Annotated in this window: 14 protein-coding genes; 6 read left to right on the forward strand and 8 right to left on the reverse strand. The window is 43.8% G+C overall.

Annotated elements, in window-relative coordinates:
• Positions 1-4: 4 nt before the first annotated feature.
• The gene (locus tag QUB10_RS07745) at positions 5-1,438 is read right to left on the reverse strand and encodes an isochorismate synthase (protein ID WP_333201001.1); all 1,434 of its coding nucleotides are present in this window, start codon (positions 1,436-1,438) and stop codon (positions 5-7) included.
• Positions 1,439-1,821: 383 nt separating this feature from the next.
• Between QUB10_RS07745 and menA the strand changes: the two genes are divergently transcribed.
• From menA to QUB10_RS07765, 4 genes are all read left to right on the forward strand, one after another.
• Positions 1,822-2,718 carry a 2-carboxy-1,4-naphthoquinone phytyltransferase gene (gene menA / locus QUB10_RS07750; protein WP_333201003.1) on the forward strand — a complete coding sequence of 299 codons (897 nt, stop codon included), beginning with the start codon at positions 1,822-1,824 and terminating at the stop codon, positions 2,716-2,718.
• A gap of 142 nt (positions 2,719-2,860) precedes the next feature.
• Positions 2,861-3,661 carry a 2-succinyl-6-hydroxy-2,4-cyclohexadiene-1-carboxylate synthase gene (menH, locus tag QUB10_RS07755; RefSeq protein WP_333201006.1) on the forward strand — a complete coding sequence of 267 codons (801 nt, stop codon included), beginning with the start codon at positions 2,861-2,863 and terminating at the stop codon, positions 3,659-3,661.
• Positions 3,662-3,672: 11 nt separating this feature from the next.
• Positions 3,673-4,806: an o-succinylbenzoate synthase gene (locus QUB10_RS07760; protein WP_333201008.1), complete on the forward strand. Its 1,134-nt coding sequence runs from the start codon at positions 3,673-3,675 to the stop codon at positions 4,804-4,806.
• Positions 4,807-4,881: 75 nt separating this feature from the next.
• Positions 4,882-6,303, forward strand: coding sequence for a 2-succinylbenzoate--CoA ligase (locus QUB10_RS07765; RefSeq protein ID WP_333201010.1), 1,422 nt, complete (start codon positions 4,882-4,884; stop codon positions 6,301-6,303).
• A gap of 113 nt (positions 6,304-6,416) precedes the next feature.
• Here QUB10_RS07765 and QUB10_RS07770 read toward each other — a convergent pair whose 3' ends face one another.
• The 4 genes from QUB10_RS07770 to QUB10_RS07785 all read right to left on the reverse strand — a co-directional run bounded on the left by QUB10_RS07770 (position 6,417) and on the right by QUB10_RS07785 (position 10,161).
• The gene (locus QUB10_RS07770) at positions 6,417-7,388 is read right to left on the reverse strand and encodes a putative 2-dehydropantoate 2-reductase (protein WP_333201012.1); all 972 of its coding nucleotides are present in this window, start codon (positions 7,386-7,388) and stop codon (positions 6,417-6,419) included.
• A 77-nt stretch (positions 7,389-7,465) separates the two neighbouring features.
• Positions 7,466-7,891 (reverse strand): thioesterase family protein, encoded by a 426-nt coding sequence (locus QUB10_RS07775; protein WP_333201014.1) that lies wholly within the window; start codon positions 7,889-7,891, stop codon positions 7,466-7,468.
• A 149-nt stretch (positions 7,892-8,040) separates the two neighbouring features.
• Positions 8,041-8,487, reverse strand: coding sequence for a tellurite resistance TerB family protein (locus QUB10_RS07780; protein ID WP_333103984.1), 447 nt, complete (start codon positions 8,485-8,487; stop codon positions 8,041-8,043).
• A gap of 369 nt (positions 8,488-8,856) precedes the next feature.
• Complete coding sequence (locus QUB10_RS07785; protein ID WP_333201017.1) at positions 8,857-10,161, reverse strand: ATP-binding protein; 1,305 nt, start codon at positions 10,159-10,161, stop codon at positions 8,857-8,859.
• Between the two features lie 126 nt (positions 10,162-10,287).
• Between QUB10_RS07785 and QUB10_RS07790 the strand changes: the two genes are divergently transcribed.
• The gene (locus QUB10_RS07790; RefSeq protein ID WP_190735279.1) at positions 10,288-10,611 is read left to right on the forward strand and encodes a TMEM14 family protein; all 324 of its coding nucleotides are present in this window, start codon (positions 10,288-10,290) and stop codon (positions 10,609-10,611) included.
• 321 nt (positions 10,612-10,932) lie between these two features.
• Here QUB10_RS07790 and QUB10_RS07795 read toward each other — a convergent pair whose 3' ends face one another.
• A complete protein-coding gene (locus QUB10_RS07795; protein WP_333201019.1) occupies positions 10,933-11,958 on the reverse strand; it encodes a hypothetical protein in 1,026 nt (341 codons plus the stop codon).
• 77 nt (positions 11,959-12,035) lie between these two features.
• Between QUB10_RS07795 and QUB10_RS07800 the strand changes: the two genes are divergently transcribed.
• Positions 12,036-13,448: a hypothetical protein gene (locus tag QUB10_RS07800; protein ID WP_333201021.1), complete on the forward strand. Its 1,413-nt coding sequence runs from the start codon at positions 12,036-12,038 to the stop codon at positions 13,446-13,448.
• Positions 13,449-13,705: 257 nt separating this feature from the next.
• Here QUB10_RS07800 and QUB10_RS07805 read toward each other — a convergent pair whose 3' ends face one another.
• Both QUB10_RS07805 and QUB10_RS07810 read right to left on the reverse strand, forming a co-directional pair.
• Positions 13,706-16,207 (reverse strand): protein kinase domain-containing protein, encoded by a 2,502-nt coding sequence (locus tag QUB10_RS07805; RefSeq protein ID WP_333201023.1) that lies wholly within the window; start codon positions 16,205-16,207, stop codon positions 13,706-13,708.
• Positions 16,201-16,737, reverse strand: a complete 537-nt coding sequence (locus QUB10_RS07810; protein WP_333201025.1) for a hypothetical protein — start codon at positions 16,735-16,737, stop codon at positions 16,201-16,203. The genes QUB10_RS07805 and QUB10_RS07810 overlap by 7 nt, the downstream gene beginning before the upstream one ends.
• Between the last annotated feature and the right edge of the window lie 421 nt (positions 16,738-17,158).

Raw genomic sequence — 17,158 nt, forward strand, 5'->3', positions numbered from 1 at the left:
ATTGCTAAACCAAAGCGTTTAAAAGTGGTTGTAATTTGAGCTGAATTTCTGCTAGTTCTTTTTCGGGTTCGGAACCCGCCACAATACCAGCACCAGCATAGAGTATAGCCCGATCGCCATCGATTAATGCCGATCGAATGCCCACGGCAAATTCGCCGTTGCCGGTGCGATCGATCCAGCCGAGGGGTGCTGCGTACAAAGAGCGATCGCAGCTTTCGCAGCGGCGAATTTGTTCTAGGGCAATATCTCTCGGCACGCCCGCTACCGCTGGGGTTGGATGCAGTTGAGCTAAAATCTTTAATAAATGAATATCGGCGGGAATTTGAGCTGTAATGGGTGTCCACAAATGCTGAATGTTTGATAGTTGCAGCAGTCTGGGAACTGGGGAAAAATTGGGAGTTATGCCGAGTTTAGACAGGCGATCGACAATAAAGTCAATCACAACCTGATGTTCTCGAATATCTTTCTCGCTTTCTAGCAATCCCTGGGCTAATTTCGTATCTCCTGCCTCAGTTTTTCCCCTCGGTGCTGAACCTGCTAAAGCATCTGTTAATAACTGATTGTTGTGAATGCTAATTAAGCGTTCTGGACTGGCACCGATAAAATTTTGTCCTTTGCCGTTACTGGTTGAAAATACATAGCAATCTGGATAGCTGAGGCGCAAGTTGTTTAATGAATCTATTAAACTGAAAGGGGTTTGAGAAATCACATTGATTGCTTGGGATAAAACAATTTTACTAAAATATTTAGATGCGATCAATTCTAAAGCAGACTTGACTGATGTTTTAAATTGACTGGCATCATTGACGGGGATTTGTTTCAAAGATATCGAACTGTCGATCGCAGTAGTTAGTTTATGGTATTTGCGAGATTCAATTTTATCAAAGGTTTGCCAAATATTTTCAGCAATGTTTTTAACGTTTCGATCTTTTTCTATGATTGCATTTGCGACGAGAATGCAGCTATCTTTCTGTCTGGTAATTTGCCATTTTGGTAAAAATATGGTGGCGGGCGGAAAGTAAGAATTAGCAGCAATGTTCTCATCAAAAAAAGCAAAGCTACAAAAAAAGTGAGGCCCGCTAAATGGCAAGCGTTCCGCACCAATGGTAATTGTATTGGCAACTGTTGAACGAATAAAGTTTTGAGCTGCCACAAATCGATCGCTTCCTGCTACGGTGAGATGGATTGCCGAATCAAGGGCGGCAATTGCAAAACTTTTGCCGGCAATCGGGTCTCTTTTTTCAAAGTAAAAGTGCCGCTGACAAGGTTCGGAAATCTCTTGCAGTACAGCTAGCGGATCGAGGGGGTAAATTTCCTGAGAAATACTAACTATTTTTGTGCGATCTTTTTCAGTTAAAGACTGCTGGCAATTTAACAGAAACTGATGCAGTTGATTGCGGTCTTGCAAGAGATTAGCGCGGTGCGGTATTACTGTCATGAAAGCGAGAATAGCAGATTTGTCAGATAGAGTGTGGGTTTGTCCGGCTAAAACCCCTATTTCGATCTAAGCACGGGAGGGCGATCGCAAAACACGACCTTTTGAGTTTCCCTCCCTGTTTGGGCTCTGTTGGGGAAAAAAACCGACCGTCGGGCGATCAATCGAAACATTTAGACACAAAACTTTAAGATCGATCGGCTAAATTTCCCAAAAGTCGATCGCCCCCCGCAGAGGTTTACACACGGGCTACTTGCGCTGTTTGAGTACCGCCACAGCCTCTGTGTGGATGTCCGCCGCGCACTCAACCCGATACAGAGTAGAGTTTCTTCACCAATAAAATTGTAAAATTACTACGCTGCTATCAATTGAATCAAGTTTGTGTAATGACAACAAAGTTAATTGAACGTCCAAATAGTAAATTGTGGCTGGCGGCAATCAAGCCGCCCATGTACAGCGTTGCGGTGATTCCTATTTCAGTAGGAACAGCAGTTGCTTTTGCCGAAACTCAAACGATTAATTCGTCAATTTTTTCGACATTTTTAATGTCAGCCATTTTGATTATAGCATGGCTGAATCTCAGCAATGATGTATTTGACTCAGAAACAGGCATCGATAAAAACAAGGCACATTCTCTAGTTAACTTAACCGGAAATAAAGCTTTAATTTTCGGGCTGGCAAACCTGTTTTTAGCAGTCGGAGTGTCAGGAATCTGCGCCATAAGCTGGTGGCAAAAAGACCCAACAGTAATTTTGCTAGTAGTTTTGTGCTGTGCTCTCGGCTACACTTATCAAGGGCCTCCGTTTCGTCTTGGCTATCAGGGTTTGGGAGAAATTATTTGCTTTTTCACCTTCGGGCCACTAGCTTTGGCCGCGGCTTATTACAGTCAAACTCAAACTTGGTCTGCAACTAATTTTGTGGGTTCTGCAATCGTGGGAATTACAACGAGTATCATCTTATTTTGTTCTCACTTTCATCAAGTTGAGGACGATTTGGCTGCGGGGAAAAAATCGCCGATTGTGCGACTCGGTACGAAAAAAGGTGCTCAGTTGTTGCAGTGGTTATGCGGTAGCATTTATGCTTTGACTGTGCTATTTGTGGCTTTGGGAATGTTCCCAATTTGGACGCTGTTGATTTTTGGAAGTTTGCCATTTGCGATCGACCTTTGCCGCCATGTCACAGACTATCACGACCAACCGGCAAAGGTCAGCAACTCTAAGTTTATCGCAGTTACGCTGCATTTTTCGAGCGGATTGCTGCTGGCATTGGGGTTTGTTTTGTAGAGTGGCTAATCAAAAATTTCGGTAAAATTGAGGTATGGTTTGCTAAGCTGAGGGAGTTGGGAGAGTTGGCCGAGTTGGGTGACTTCTCAAAATCTTCTTTAATTTAGCAATCCGTACCTCACATTGAATCGTATAAGTGTATATGGACCTATTTAATAATTATAAGTTTAACTACTCCTTAACTGGCAACAAGAATCAGCCGACACTTTTATTTTTGCATGGATTCACGGGCAGCAGTCAAGACTTTAGCAGGGTCATTCCCTTACTTTCTAACAGTTATTGCTGCTTAGCAGTTGACCTTCCCGGCCACGGAAAAACCCAAGTCAACGGCGACGAAAGTTGCTACAATATATCAAATACAGCCCAAGCATTGATACACTTATTAGATAATCTACAAATAGACAAATGTTTGTTATTGGGGTATTCAATGGGCGGGCGATTGGCACTTTACATGACATTACATTTTCCAGAAAGATTCGAGAAAGTAGTGTTAGAGTCAGCTTCGCCAGGATTGAAGACAGAAAAAGAGCGATCGCACCGCCGCGAAGCCGATTTACAGATAGCACAAAAGCTGGAAAATAGCAACCTTAAAGATTTTTTATTCAACTGGTACGATCGCCCTTTATTCAAATCTTTAAAAAACTCTCCCCACTTCGACAAACTCATAGAAACCCGCTTAGCAAACAATCCCTTAGAGTTAGCCAAATCACTCCGCAACATGGGAACCGGCAACCAGCCATCTCTCTGGGAAAAACTCGCACAAAATCAAATTCCCATCCTCTTGCTAGCGGGAGCTTATGATGATAAATTTACAAGTATAAATACCGAAATTGCCAGCTTGTGTCCAGCCGCCCTTCTGGAAATTGTACCAAAAGCTGGTCATAATATCCATTTTGAAAATATTGATAACTTTGGATCAGTTGTGAGAGAATTTTATGATTAACTAAAAAACTAATGCTTTATCAATTCGAGTTTCGCACTTATCAGCGAAAATTTAAGCGTCCTTTGCAAACAAGTCACGGCATTTGGGATATTCGATCAGGAATTATCCTGCGACTTACTGACGAAAATGGTCGAATTGGTTGGGGAGAAATTGCCCCTTTGAGTTGGTTTGGTTCCGAAAGTTTTGAGCAAGCTTTAGATTTTTGTCACCTGTTGTCAGGTAATATTTCATCAGAAATGATTTTTGCTATTTCCGCTGAATTGCCGGCTTGTCAATTTGGCTTTGAGTCGGCACTATCAAACTCTAGATCCCCCCTAACTAAGGGCGGGCACGGGGGCACCGCCCCTACTAAGGGGGGGACAAGAAATATTCTCAAAGTCCCCCTTATTAAGGGGGATTTAGGGGGATCTAGACTTCGCCTAAAATCGAGATTGATTGCGGGTTCAGTCTTAAGCAGTCACCAATGGAGAGAGGTTGGGAATGAGGAAGAAAAAAATCGGTTCAGCGGTTTATTGCCTGCAGGAGAAACAGCTTTGCAGGCTGTGCAAGTGCTTTGGTTAGAGGGATATCGGACGTTTAAATGGAAAATTGGTGTTGCTGCAATTGAACAAGAATTAAAGATTTTTCAGCAGCTAATCCAAGCAATGCACAATTTGTGCGATCGCGAAAAAGCATTTTTGCGGTTAGATGCCAACGGGGGACTCACTTACTCGGAGGCTAAAACATGGCTGGAAGCTTGCGACGAGGTAAAAGCAAGTGACTTTTCCGCAAGCATTGAATTTTTGGAACAGCCGCTGCCAGTAACACAGTTTCAGGAAATGGTAGCATTGAATGCTATTTATGCAACTGATCTCGCCCTTGATGAATCTGCAGCCAACCTCGATCGTATCCAAGAGTGCTACAGCCAAGGCTGGCGGGGAATTTTCGTCATTAAACCTGCGATTGCTGGTTCCCCATCCCAACTGCGAAAATTTTGTCAAACTCACAATATAGACGCTGTTTTATCATCAGTATTTGAAACCGAAATCGGCAGACAAGCAGCCTTAAACTTAGCAACAGAATTGTCTTTAAATAATAGAGCACTCGGCTTCGGCACAGATTGCTGGTTCGATGACAATCATTCGATTTTAGATTTTAGATTTTAGATTTTAGATTACTCCCACGACTAAATCAAGCGGTTAGGTAATTGTTTTGAATCGAGAAACTTGGTGAAAGCATCTATGGCAACAAATCTAACAGTAAATATCCTGGATATCGCGTCTGGCTTGGCCGATAATTGGCTGATCGGTTGTGACAGTCGCGAATTTGCCCGAATTGTCGATCGGTTATTTCAAGAAATCACCCAAAATCCCGCACAAAAAACACCCCCAAAAATTTGCCTCGCCGAACCAGAACCAGTGCAATTCCTGGCCAGTTTCACCGCCGCCCGCGCCGCCAAATGCCCGATTTTTCTCTGCAATCCCAACTGGGTAAAACAAGAATGGCAACAAGTCTTTGATTTAGTTCAACCAGACTTAATTTGGGGACAATGCCCGCTTCCCAAAAATCCCCATATCCCAGTCCGCGAAGGCGGACTTCGTTTGTATAGCCGCGAATTCCATTCGCCGACTAAAAACGGTACTGATACGATTATGATTCCCACCGGCGGTTCGTCGGGAAAAATTCGTTTTGCCATCCACACTTGGGAAACACTAACCGCATCAGTGCAAGGCTTTAAACAATATTTTCAAGTTGACAAAATCAACTCGTTCTGCGTTTTGCCATTATACCACGTCAGCGGTTTAATGCAATTCATGCGTTCCTTTACTACCGGAGGAAAACTGGCTATTCAGCCATTTAAAGAATTAGAAAATGGTAAAATATGTCAGATTGAGCCAGAAGAATTTTTCATTTCTTTAGTTCCAACTCAACTGCAACGGCTGCTGCAAAACCCAGATACAGCTAATTGGCTGGGACGGTTTCGTGCTGTACTTTTGGGCGGTGCTCCCGCTTGGCCGGAACTTTTAGAAACAGCTAGAAACTATCACATCAAATTAGCGCCCAGTTATGGCATGACCGAAACTGCCTCGCAAATTGCTACACTAAAACCCCAAGATTTTCTCGCTGGCAATAACAGTTCCGGTAAAATCTTACCGCACGCTAAAATAACTATTCGCAGTGCCAAGGGCGATATTTTGTGCGAGAATCAAATCGGAAATATTGTGGTAAATGCTAAATCTTTGGCGTTGGGTTATTATCCTGAACAATTTGGCGATCGCGAATATTTCCAATTAGACGATTTGGGATTTTTTGATAAAAATAACTACTTAAATATCGTCGGACGCAGCAGCGACAAAATTATCACAGGCGGAGAAAATGTCTTTCCGGCGGAAGTCGAAGCCGTTGTGCGATCGACTAATTTAGTGGCGGATATTGCTGTAATTGGCTTGCCAGACAAAGATTGGGGTCAAGTCGTTACGGCTATCTACGTTCCCGCTAATTCCGAAGTTACTGTCAAAAATCTGCAAGCGGCAATAGAAGATAAGTTGAGCAAGTTTAAGCGGCCGAAATATTGGGTAATCGTCGAACAATTGCCGCGCAATTCTCAAGGCAAAGTCAATCGAGAACAATTGCAAGAAATTGCGATGTGTCATCGCCGGTAAATCGATAGAATTAACCGGATTTGACAGTAATTCCTGTAAGGGCGGGTTCACCAATATCTACAACACCAGCGAGAAATCTCACAAACCCGCCCCGCCCAATTGCCAATTGCCAATTAGGACAAACCTAATAGCCTTCTCGTCCTCTCCGCTTCTTGTCTTTGAAAATCCACAAACTTCAACATTCGGTAAAGTACCTCTATTTGCCGCAACTTAATACCTGCTTGCTGCGCCACCCGTATCGGATTACCAAAAATCGCCTCAACTTCCAGGGGCCGCGATTCATCATAATCGATTTTCATGCTCGTGCGGTAAGGCTTCATTTTCTCAGTGTATTCGAGCATATGTGGGATAAAGTCATCGGGAATAATGCGATCGCAACTTTTGGCTCCCGCTACCACTTCCCCCATGATTTCCTCAACTAAAATCAGAGTATCAGGATTAGCCATCAGTTCGTCAGTTCTCGCATCCAAAACTACAGACAGCCCGTTATAAGGAATATTCCAAACCAGCTTTTTCCACCTTGACAATAGCAAATCATCGCTCATTTTTATGGGAATATGAGCACGTTTAAAGTCCGCAGCAATTTGGTGCAATTTATTAGTAATACCGATTGCTTTGTACTCTTGGGAATATTCTCCCAGCGTGATAGTGCCGTAATCTAGGTGGCAGATGTGACCGGGCCCAACTTTATAAGAACAGAGAAAACACAGCCCGCCAACCACTCGTTCTGCACCGACAATTTTAGCTACTTCCGGTTCTGTATTCAATCCGTTTTGCAATACTAAAACCGCGCCGTTATCCTTTAATAAAGGAGGCAAAATTTTGGGCAACAAGTGATTTTGAGTTGTTTTCAGCGCTAGAATTACTACGTCGCACTGAGGCATTTTGTGCGCGTCGTGGTAGGCGCGGACGTGGGGCAGGGTGAAGTCGCCTTCGGGAGACTCGACAATCAAACCGTGTTTTTTGACGTAATCGTAATCGCTGCGTAGCAAAAAATTGACTTCTAAACCTGCTTGTTGCAGTCTAGCACCGTAGAATCCGCCTAAAGCTCCCGTGCCCACAATGGCATAATTGCGATTTGACATAATATCAACTATTCAGAAATAATTATCAACCAAACAGAAATTTGACAGTCATTCCCTGTTATTATTTAAAGATAGAACTAATCGGAAATTTCAATCTCAAATTTCCTCATCCACTGCATCAAGTCTTCAGATAGCTGTTTTCTAGTTCGGTTAAGTGCATCGATGCAGACGTGCTTAGTCAGAGCTTTAGCAGCGCTTCTTCCTGCAACTTCCTCAGAAAATACTTGATAGGCAATTTCAAATTCATCGCCAGTAAGTTGTTTGGGCGTCAATTGAATTATCAGCCGATCGCCCGCAAACATTGGGCGATAAAAATCTACACTAGCATGAATTATGGGAAAGGCAACCTCGGGATTGCTGAAAAATGCTTTGAGATTAATTCCAGATGCTGCTAGAGATGCCTCGTAAGCTTCGTGGCACATCGCCAAAACGTTAGCAAAGTAAACGACTCCAGCAGCATCGGTATCTTGAAAGCGAACAGTGCGGGTGTAAGTGAAAGGCATTTGAGGTAGTAACGGGCGATCGCAAATGGGATCGCAATTTTACTAACCATCATATCGGTAAACCCGCACTTTGGGAGAAGTTATCAGCTAAGTAAGTGCTAATTTTTTATATTGTAAAACTCGCCCTCCTCACTCCTTTCCCTTCTTTCTTAACCTTTGTTCTTAATCAACATCACATCTATAATCTTGAGTGCAATATCTTCCGAAAGCCCCAATGCACTGTAAAGATCGTTCAAAAGTTGTTCTTCTTCTTCTGAAACCTCGCCATCTGCTAAAGCGATATCAGTTGTCACAGCAAAAACTGTTTCTTTAAGTTCGTCGGGAAGCGTTGCCAAAGCAGCATTAAACAGTACCTCAACTCCTTGCCGTTGCAGAATCATCAGCAGGCGATCGAGCATTTTTCTCATCACGTCATCGGGATAGCTGCGGAACAGTTGCATCCGAGATAGCGTCATGCTAATCGCTTTACTTTCGCTGTCATTGATGTAACCGTCGGCTGCTACCGCAATTAGTGCGATCGCCGCAAATGATTCGGCAGGCCCTAACGTTACTTCCGTTTCTTGGCGAGTCTGCGATACTTTATCAAATAAACCCATGATATTTTCCTCATTATTTAGTGGTGGATTTATGGAGTCAGGATGGGTTCTGGCTCTGGAGGTTTCTTGGGAGATTTTGATAATTATATCAAATTTGGTTAGTTATTTATTATCAAGAAAATTATGAAAAAATTAAGAATTTTTATTTCGCCCTTCGGCGCTGCAATGGCGGGTTTATTCAGATCCTGAATTGCCTTCCCATATATCGGCTAAAACAGGCATCTTGCACCCTTGTAAGCAACAGGCTTTCCGGCCTGTTCCACAAAGAGTGAATTTTATTGTGGAACAGGCCGAAAAGCCTGTTCATAAAAAACTTATTGAGAAGGATGTAACATCTCAGTTAAAACCCGCCCTCCCAGCGCAGACGATCTACTTGTCAAAAAGGGCTAACTCTGCTTTCAGGAAATCAACAAACTGCCGCGCAGTCCTGCCCGATCGCCCATTGCGACGAGTTGCCCATTCTTTAGCGCGGTGTTCCAAATCCTCAGCAGCGAGTTTGATGTCAGCAAGTTCTGCCAGATGTCGGACAATTGTTAAATAAGTGTTTTGATCTGCAGGTTCAAAAGTTAAAGTCAAGCCAAATCGATCGCTAAATGAAAGTTTTTCCTGCACAGTATCCCAAGCGTGAACTTCGTCTCCATCGCGGGGGCGAGGCCTGTCGTCAAAAAACTCTCGAATTAAATGCCGCCTGTTAGATGTGGCGTAAACTACCACATTTTGAGAGCGAGCAGTGACATTCCCCTCCAAGACCACTTTCAGAGCTTTAAAAGCATCGTCATCTTCCTCAAAGGAAAGGTCGTCCACAAAAATAATAAACTTTTGAGGAACTCCCCGCAACTGCTCGACAATTAGCGGCAAATCTTGCAAATCCGATTTAGATACTTCAATCAAGCGCAGATTGCGAGATCCAAACTCATTTAACAGCGACTTCACCAAAGAAGACTTGCCCGAACCGCGGCTGCCGTATAGCAAGACGTGCAAAGCCGGATAACCTGCCAGCAAAAACTCCGTATTTTTCACCAGAGAATCCCGCTGCCAGTCGCAGCAAACCAACTCTTTTAAAGTTATGCGATCGGGATGAGAAATACTCGCCAACTGCCCTCCCCGCCACGCAAAAGCGCGATATTCGGCAAACAAACCCGTGCCAAACTGTCGGTAATAAACTGCCAAAGATTCCGCCGCGCTCGACCATTTTTCCAGTTTTCCGTGCAGTGGCAAATCTCCCTGTTCTGCTCGAGTTTCTGAATGCCAAATCGGAGGCACTGCGTCAAGTTGACCCGCTACCCGCACCCACTTGCTCAACTGTTCGCTGCTGCATTCGTAAATATTTTGCAGCACTTCTAAATCATGTCGGGCGGCCTCCACCAACGCGGGGGGCAAACTTGCAAAATCTGTTTGCTGTGCTCGGCGTGAAAAGGGGTTTTCGTCTTTGAGAATTTCCCAAATCAGAGAATCTTTCCAGCTTAAATTTTTAGCAGCCTGAAGTTTGAACCAGTTCCCGTAAGCTACCTGACATTCCAAACCGCTGACTTCGCTGTGGTGGAGGGCTTGCAGCAAATCGAGAAAGGCTTGACCGGCGGGGCTTTTGAGAACCGATTGATACAGCAGCAGGGATGCTGCGAGGCGCTGGAGGTAACGGATTTGGGCGATCGCACCAGAAGTTAGGGCTGACATAATGGCAATTGTATAACAGTTACATATCCTGACTGGCTTTAATAAATTTTCTAACAATTCGTGACACTAATTGCAGGCTGCGCTGTATAAATTTAGATGCAAACAGTGAAATCGGGAGGATTAAAAATGAATTTAGGTACAGCAGCCGCGATCGGCTACGGCATTTTAACACTGGTTGGCGGCATCATGGGTTATATCAAGGCCAAAAGCCAAGCCTCGCTCATTTCGGGCTTGATTAGCGGTTCCCTGCTAATTTTTGCCGGCACCGCACAACTCATGGGACAAAGTTGGGGGTTAACATTAGCAGCAGCCATCTCCGCTGTTTTAGTAATAGTCTTTATTGTGCGCCTTGTTAAAACTCAAAAATTCATGCCCGCCGGAATGCTAATTTTAGCTAGCTTAGCGTCTTTGGGCGCGATCGTTTACGAAATCAGCGGTCAATATCAATAATCAGTTGACTGTTGACTGTTGACTGTTGACTGTTGAGTGTTGACTGTTGAGTGTTGACTGTTGAGTGTTGACTGTTGACTGTTGAGTGTTGACTGTTGACTGTTGAGTGTTGACTGTTGACTGTTGAGTGTTGACTGTTGAGTGTTGACTGTTTTTAGTGGTCAGTGGTTATTTGTTAATTGTTAGTTGTTCGTTCTAATAACCAATAAACAATAACCAATAACTACTAACCAATAACCAATAACCAGTGACTAATGACTAATAACTAATGACTAATAACTAATGACTAATGACTAATGACTAATGACTAATGACTAATGACTAATGACTAATGACTGCATCAATATACTGCTGAACTTCCCTGAGTTGCTGCCGCTGGCATTCGATCCAATTTTTTTCTGCCGATCGCTGTTGGGCTGTCTCTTGCTGATACCGCGCCTGCTTCTCTAAAAAATTATGGTAGAATTTAATCGCTTTTTCAACTGTTTGAATTGCCAGTTTAATGCGCTCATCAAAAATTGCTATAATTACATTATCCAGGATTAAGCCAATCACTTTACAGGACTCTTCAAAATCGACCAAACTGATTCCCACCTTGCTTTTATGAACCAGAGTTTCTACAGGTTCTTTCAGCGTTTCTTTAAAAGTTTTCATATAAGAATCAGGCAAATATTTCAGTGGTTCCGTAAACTTCGATACAATCTCCCCGCCTATTGATTGTAGTCGCTCTCTAAATTTCGACTGACTGTTTAGGTCGAAGCATTCAATACAAAGCTCAATTTTTTCTATATCAATAGATTGTAATTCTTGAAAAATTAAACTCAGTTCATTCTCCATAATTAAAATCACTCGCTCGGCTTGGGCATCAACTGCATTCCGCAACTCTTTGTGCAAATTATCTTTTTCAAAAAAACCAATAGTATCTCTTTGAAAGACTTGAGGGTTTTTATCCCACAAAAACCACTGATTTTTTAATTTGGTCGCCTTGTCGCTCCAAGATTGGCGAACTTTAGCAACAGCATCATATTTGCCCTGTTTTCCTAAACTGCGAATTCTCACATCGCATCCGCTTAGTTCGCCAATTTGCTCCCAGACATCAACAGGAGATGCTCCAGCAATTCTCGGCTTGCTATTCCAGACATCCTCAGCCTGAGATACATCTTTGAAACATACCTGAAGTAACCCCTTGAGTCGGATGGCAGATTGCTTAATTTCGTCAATACAAGGTTCCACATCTAAACTGAGTTGGGTAGCTGACTGTTTAATCTCCACGGATTGATATTCGTCTGCCAACAATCGATCGCTAAACTGGGTAATAGCCTGGAATGCCTTGAGATACTCATTCATTTCCTTTCATGTCTCGTTTCCCTAAACAGCATACAATACAGAACATCTGCCTTTTTGAATGGAAACTGAGTCACCACATGGATTATATATTCACCCCTGCAACTCAGGCGCGACTCAATAGTGGCAACCTTGTACAGCCTGCTGCCAAAACAGGAAAATTGCTCCCTGCTGCTAGAGATCCGGTGACAGGGGAGTTTGTGGAGATAGCAAAAATTTTTTATCAATCAAGAAGTGAAACTCTATCCTCGCGCGGAGTTATAAGATTGCTCGCACAGTTAGCCGGAGGTGGCCCCATACAGCCGCTGGTAGCTCCCGTATACGTGACTGTGGCGCCGTTGCAGGTGGCTCAAACTCATCAGGGGTTTCAAAAAATATACAGAATGCTTAACTCTCTGAAAATTAATTTGGCAGTGATGCAAGCGACTGCTGCTGTCATTGGTATTGGCGCTGTATCGAGCACAGTTTTGTCAGCAGTAAACCTCAACCAAGTATTAAAAATCCGAGAAGAGGCAAAGCACCAGAAGCTAAAAATTAAAGACGGATTTATTGATCTCAGACACATCCTCAAAGATAGGGGAGTAGAGGTGATCCAGCAGATTTTTAAGGTGGCTCACGACTCTAGTTTTGAAATGCACCGCCAGAAACTGGTTAACGGTTATGAGATTTTTTCTAAAGCTATCAAACGCTGTCAGTCAGCCCTGACAGTGCCAGATATTAAACTTCGGAATTCCGAAATTAATAGCGGGCGGGATATGCTGTTTGAGGCTTTAAAAATTTATGACAATCCCAGTTTGTTGGAGGGGGTTTGTTCTGCCGGACAACTCAGGCAAATGGAATGTGTTTGGGCGATCGAGCAGGCGATCGGCGTCACGTTTAACTTGCAGCGGGCCTACGATATGGTGAGCGATCGCCTGCTGGAACTCCAATCAAAAATTCGTCAAAATATTCTAACTGTTGTTAAAGGATGTCAATCGGAACCAGAACTAGATTTTTTATTTCCCGAAGTTACTAGGATTCTCGGTCATGATTTAAGTGTAATAGAATTTTGGCAAAATGAGGTTGATTGGATGGAAACTTTGTCTCCAAAAGAGCAGCACCAGTTAGCTAGTTTAGATAAACTCACCGCCGATAGTTTAAAAAGCAGCGTGTACACTACATTCGCGGTATTAGCTGCGGAACCTTCCCTTTATGAAACTTTAAAGCAAAAGTCTCACTTTCTATCCTTGCGCGACCAACTAACCTTCGCTGTGTCGCCGGAAATCCGCCGGAGATACGAAGTTTATGTCAGCCAGCAGGCGATCGCGACTGGCTATCAAGCTTTAGCTGCCTCGAATTGGCAAGAAATATCCGATTTAACTGTGGCTAACCTCTACCACTTTTTTCAAATCCGAGAGGAATCCCCTGAAAATTATCCAACTGAGGACGAATTAGAAACGCCTTATTGGCACTTTCCCAAAACCTTAAAAAACGAGCTGAATTATACCAATTAAATGACTAATGACTAATGGATACTGTTGACTGTTGACTGTTGACTGTTGACTGACTTCTTCCCTCGTAGACACAACTTTTCAATTGTTACACTATCTGTAGTAGTAAGGTACGCACTTCGCACCCTACAAGTATAGTCTGTGCGTCAAGGACTATTTTTCCTTCTTCCTTCTTCCTTCTTCCGACTTCCCTCGGACTGACATCCGTTACATCCGTTACATCCGTTACACAATCCGTTGCCGAACTTCCTTCTTTCTGATTACCTCAACCACAACTTAATAGTATTGTCTTTAGAACCGCTAGCAATAGTTTTGCCATCAGGACTAAAAGTCACCACATAAACCTCATCGGAATGTCCCGTCAAAGTATTCAGCAATTCTCCGGTAGCAAAATCCCAAACTTTAATAGTTTTATCCTTGCTCCCGCTCGCAATAAAATTCCCATCCGGGCTGATAGCAACCGAGACAATATCGTCAGAATGTCCCTTGATAGAGCGAATTAAATCTCCTGTTTCGATATTCCAGATTTTAATACTTTCATCGTAGGAACCGCTAACAATTGTCTTGCCGTCTGGGCTAACAGCAACCGACCTCACCGCGTCGCCGTGTCCCTCAATAGTTTTGAGCAACGCCCCTGTTGTGACATCAACAACTGTAATTTTTTTATCCTTAGAAGCGCTAACCAAACTTTTTCCATCTGGAGTGAAAGCAACAGAATAAACAAAATCTGTATGGTCTGGAAAACTCTGAATCAAGCGACCAGTTGCTGCATCCGAAATCTTTGTGGTTTTGTCTCCGCTACCGCTAGCGACAAGCTGTCCGTTGGGGCTAAGAGCAACAGACCAAACAGAAGCAGTGTGGTCGAGACTGCGAATCACTTGCCCTGTTTTCAAATCCCACAACATGACTCGCCAAAAACCGGTTCCCGTCGCCAGTTTCGTACCGTTTGAGTCAAATGCAACCGACCAAATAGTGGAGGAATCTCCTGGAAAAGTGCGGATCGACTTGCCTGTAGCTAAATCCCAAATTTGGATGGTTTTGTCTTTAGAACCGCTGGCCAACATTAAGCCGTCTGGACTGAAAGCAACAGACCCAACGGCATCGGAATGCTGAGCGAAATTTTTGACTTTGGCGTTCTTCCACCGCAGACCTGCTTGGCACTGTTCTTGTAACTCCTGAGCGGACGCATAGCGGCTGGAAGTATCGGCAATTGTTGGTATTTGGCTGATGCAGTCTTCATAATTACTGCCTTTATAAAGAGCTTCAATTTGATTGAGCTGTTGGGATTCTTTCTGGACTCGCTGCTGCCATTCTTGCCACCTGAGATATCCGTAAACTCCGCCGATCGCAGCTAAGATAGCCGCAATTGTTGCCCCAGCGAGATAAGGATTGAATTTGCGAGTTTCTTTGGGGACAATCGCTGCTGGGCTGGAACTCGATAAATCGGTTTTTCCGTTCAGATTTACCTGCGGGGATACCGCCGGACTTGCCTGCAATTCGAGGTGAGGGGCGCTACTCGGTGGTGGCCCATTGGGGTTGCGGTGTCCCTCCAAAACTGTGGATATCGCCTTGTACAATTTAGCAAATAAAGATTTAGGAATGACTAATTCTTCGATTTTCGCGGCATCTTCGTCGGTAAGCCCTAAAACTTGCTGCAAGCGTTTTAATTCGTCGCGAGTTTCCAGAGAAAAGGGATATTCTTGCTGCATTGCTTCTTGCAGTGATTGTTCGTAGCGTTCGCCTTTTTCCCTGTATTTGCGGTAAGGGTTCAATACCTCATCTTCGATCGCCTCTGCTTCTTCTGGCAGCAATTCCAAACTGACGCGCAGTTCATCTAATATTCTCCGACCGACGACTGTAATGTCACCCCGGCTGCTGCTGCGCCGATCGACTTCTTCGCGATATATTGTTAGCTTGGGAATCCGCGCCCGCGAGCGATCGCCAATTTTCCTCAAATCGGCTAAAGCTTCCGCCGCCGACTGGTATCTCTCCCGAAAATCATAGCGCACCATATTGTCTAAAACATCGGCCAGCGCTTGGGAACACACGGCTAAATGTCGCCAAACAATTTCGCCTTTATTAGAATTTTTCAAATCCCGCAGTTTCGGCAAATCGTAAGCCGGCAAACCCGTCATTGCTTGGATGCCAATCATTCCCAAAGCGTAGATATCGCTGTTGAGTTGGGGGTTGTATTGAAATTGTTCGATCGGCATATATTCCAGGGTGCCAATCCGCACAGTTACCGGGGCTTGTCTTTGAGCAATGTGAATTTCTTTCACCGAGCCAAAGTCGATTAAAACTAACTTGTTATCTGAATAGCGGCGGATTAAGTTTGCCGGTTTAATATCTCGGTGAATTACTCCCTGTCCGTGTACAAACACTAAAATTTCTAACAGTTCCTTCAGCAAAGGAATCATTTTTTCTTCGCTCATAGGTTTGCCCGGTACAATCTCGGTTGATAGCGAGTGACCGGCAACAAAAGATTCAACTAAGAAAAATTCTTCATTTTCTTCAAAATAAGCGAATAGCTGAGGAATTTGGTCGTGTTGACCGAGCCTTTCTAGAACTTCTGCTTCTTTTTGAAAAAGACGGCGCGTAGTATTAATTAATTTCGGTTCGGTAGTACCGGGGCGCAGGTGCTTGACAAAGCACTGCGGTTCTCCGGGACGGCGAATATCTTTGGCCAGATATGTTTGTCCAAATTCTCCTGTTTCTATGACTTCAATGATTTGATAGCGTCCATCTAAAAGTTGGCTCACCATGATAATAACGCAGCCTTTTTTTGGTTGATTTTCGCAAGAAACAGTTGGACTGTTGAGTCAGTTGTATAGCCTTTTTCAGGTAAATTAGGTGTTCCAGGGCATTGGCAAAACAGGGCATTGGGCATTGGCAAAACAGGGCATTGGGTATTCGGAATAGTTGTTTCTTTCCTTCTTCTTTCTTTCCTTATTCCGAGTTCCATCGGACTTCTTCCCTCTGACTTCTTTCCTTCAGACCTCTTTCCTTCTGACTTCTGACTTCTGACTTCTGACTGAGATATTGCACCATTCTCAATTACTTGTTTAGGAACAGGCAAGATGCCTGTTCCACAAGAAAAATCATTCTTTGTGGAACGGGCATCTTGCCCGTTCTTGACAATGGTGCAACATCTCAGTTCTAACTGAGATATTGCACCATTCTCAATTACTTGTTTAGGAACAGGCAAGATGCCTGTTCCACAAGAAAAATCATTCTTTGTGGAACGGGCATCTTGCCCGTTCTTGACAATGGTGTAACATCTCAGTTCTGACATACTTTATTTTTTCAACATCTGCAAAGCTTGATATCCCAAAAAGAAAAAACCCAAAGCGCCGAGTACCGCTATCGTGTTCGCAAACACATCGACTGTAAAAAATTCGCCCATTGCAATCTCCTCTGACAACTGATATCTATCCTCGGCTTTTCGGTCGCTGTCTGGGTGAGGGGTCTTGCCCCTCGGTGCGGGCGAGCCGAAAGATGCTCACAAATTATAGCAAAGGAGGTGGTCAATCGATTTTAGATTTTAGATTTGAGATTTTAGATTGAAGCATTGACTTGCGCGAGATGAATCCGGGGGCTTGTATCCTGGATGCTTTCGGTCAATCGATTTTAGATTTGAGATTTGAGATTTTAGATTGAAGCATTGACTTGCGCGAGATGAATCCGGGGGCTTGTATCCTGGATGCTTTCGGTCA

The sequence above is a fragment of the Microcoleus sp. B5-D4 genome (assembly GCF_036705145.1).
Taxonomy (GTDB): domain Bacteria; phylum Cyanobacteriota; class Cyanobacteriia; order Cyanobacteriales; family Microcoleaceae; genus Microcoleus.

What these genes read in the sequence shown, in the direction of transcription:
- QUB10_RS07790 (WP_190735279.1), top strand. Translation starts at nt 10,288, where the DNA reads ATGAATTTAGGTACAGCAGCCGCGATCGGCTACGGCATTTTAACACTG.
- QUB10_RS07760 (WP_333201008.1), top strand. Translation starts at nt 3,673, where the DNA reads ATGCTTTATCAATTCGAGTTTCGCACTTATCAGCGAAAATTTAAGCGT.
- QUB10_RS07785 (WP_333201017.1), bottom strand. Translation starts at nt 10,161, where the DNA reads ATGTCAGCCCTAACTTCTGGTGCGATCGCCCAAATCCGTTACCTCCAG.
- QUB10_RS07770 (WP_333201012.1), bottom strand. Translation starts at nt 7,388, where the DNA reads ATGTCAAATCGCAATTATGCCATTGTGGGCACGGGAGCTTTAGGCGGA.
- QUB10_RS07795 (WP_333201019.1), bottom strand. Translation starts at nt 11,958, where the DNA reads ATGAATGAGTATCTCAAGGCATTCCAGGCTATTACCCAGTTTAGCGAT.
- QUB10_RS07745 (WP_333201001.1), bottom strand. Translation starts at nt 1,438, where the DNA reads ATGACAGTAATACCGCACCGCGCTAATCTCTTGCAAGACCGCAATCAA.
- menA (WP_333201003.1), top strand. Translation starts at nt 1,822, where the DNA reads ATGACAACAAAGTTAATTGAACGTCCAAATAGTAAATTGTGGCTGGCG.
- QUB10_RS07780 (WP_333103984.1), bottom strand. Translation starts at nt 8,487, where the DNA reads ATGGGTTTATTTGATAAAGTATCGCAGACTCGCCAAGAAACGGAAGTA.
- QUB10_RS07805 (WP_333201023.1), bottom strand. Translation starts at nt 16,207, where the DNA reads ATGGTGAGCCAACTTTTAGATGGACGCTATCAAATCATTGAAGTCATA.
- menH (WP_333201006.1), top strand. Translation starts at nt 2,861, where the DNA reads ATGGACCTATTTAATAATTATAAGTTTAACTACTCCTTAACTGGCAAC.
- QUB10_RS07810 (WP_333201025.1), bottom strand. Translation starts at nt 16,737, where the DNA reads ATGTCAGAACTGAGATGTTACACCATTGTCAAGAACGGGCAAGATGCC.
- QUB10_RS07765 (WP_333201010.1), top strand. Translation starts at nt 4,882, where the DNA reads ATGGCAACAAATCTAACAGTAAATATCCTGGATATCGCGTCTGGCTTG.
- QUB10_RS07800 (WP_333201021.1), top strand. Translation starts at nt 12,036, where the DNA reads ATGGATTATATATTCACCCCTGCAACTCAGGCGCGACTCAATAGTGGC.
- QUB10_RS07775 (WP_333201014.1), bottom strand. Translation starts at nt 7,891, where the DNA reads ATGCCTTTCACTTACACCCGCACTGTTCGCTTTCAAGATACCGATGCT.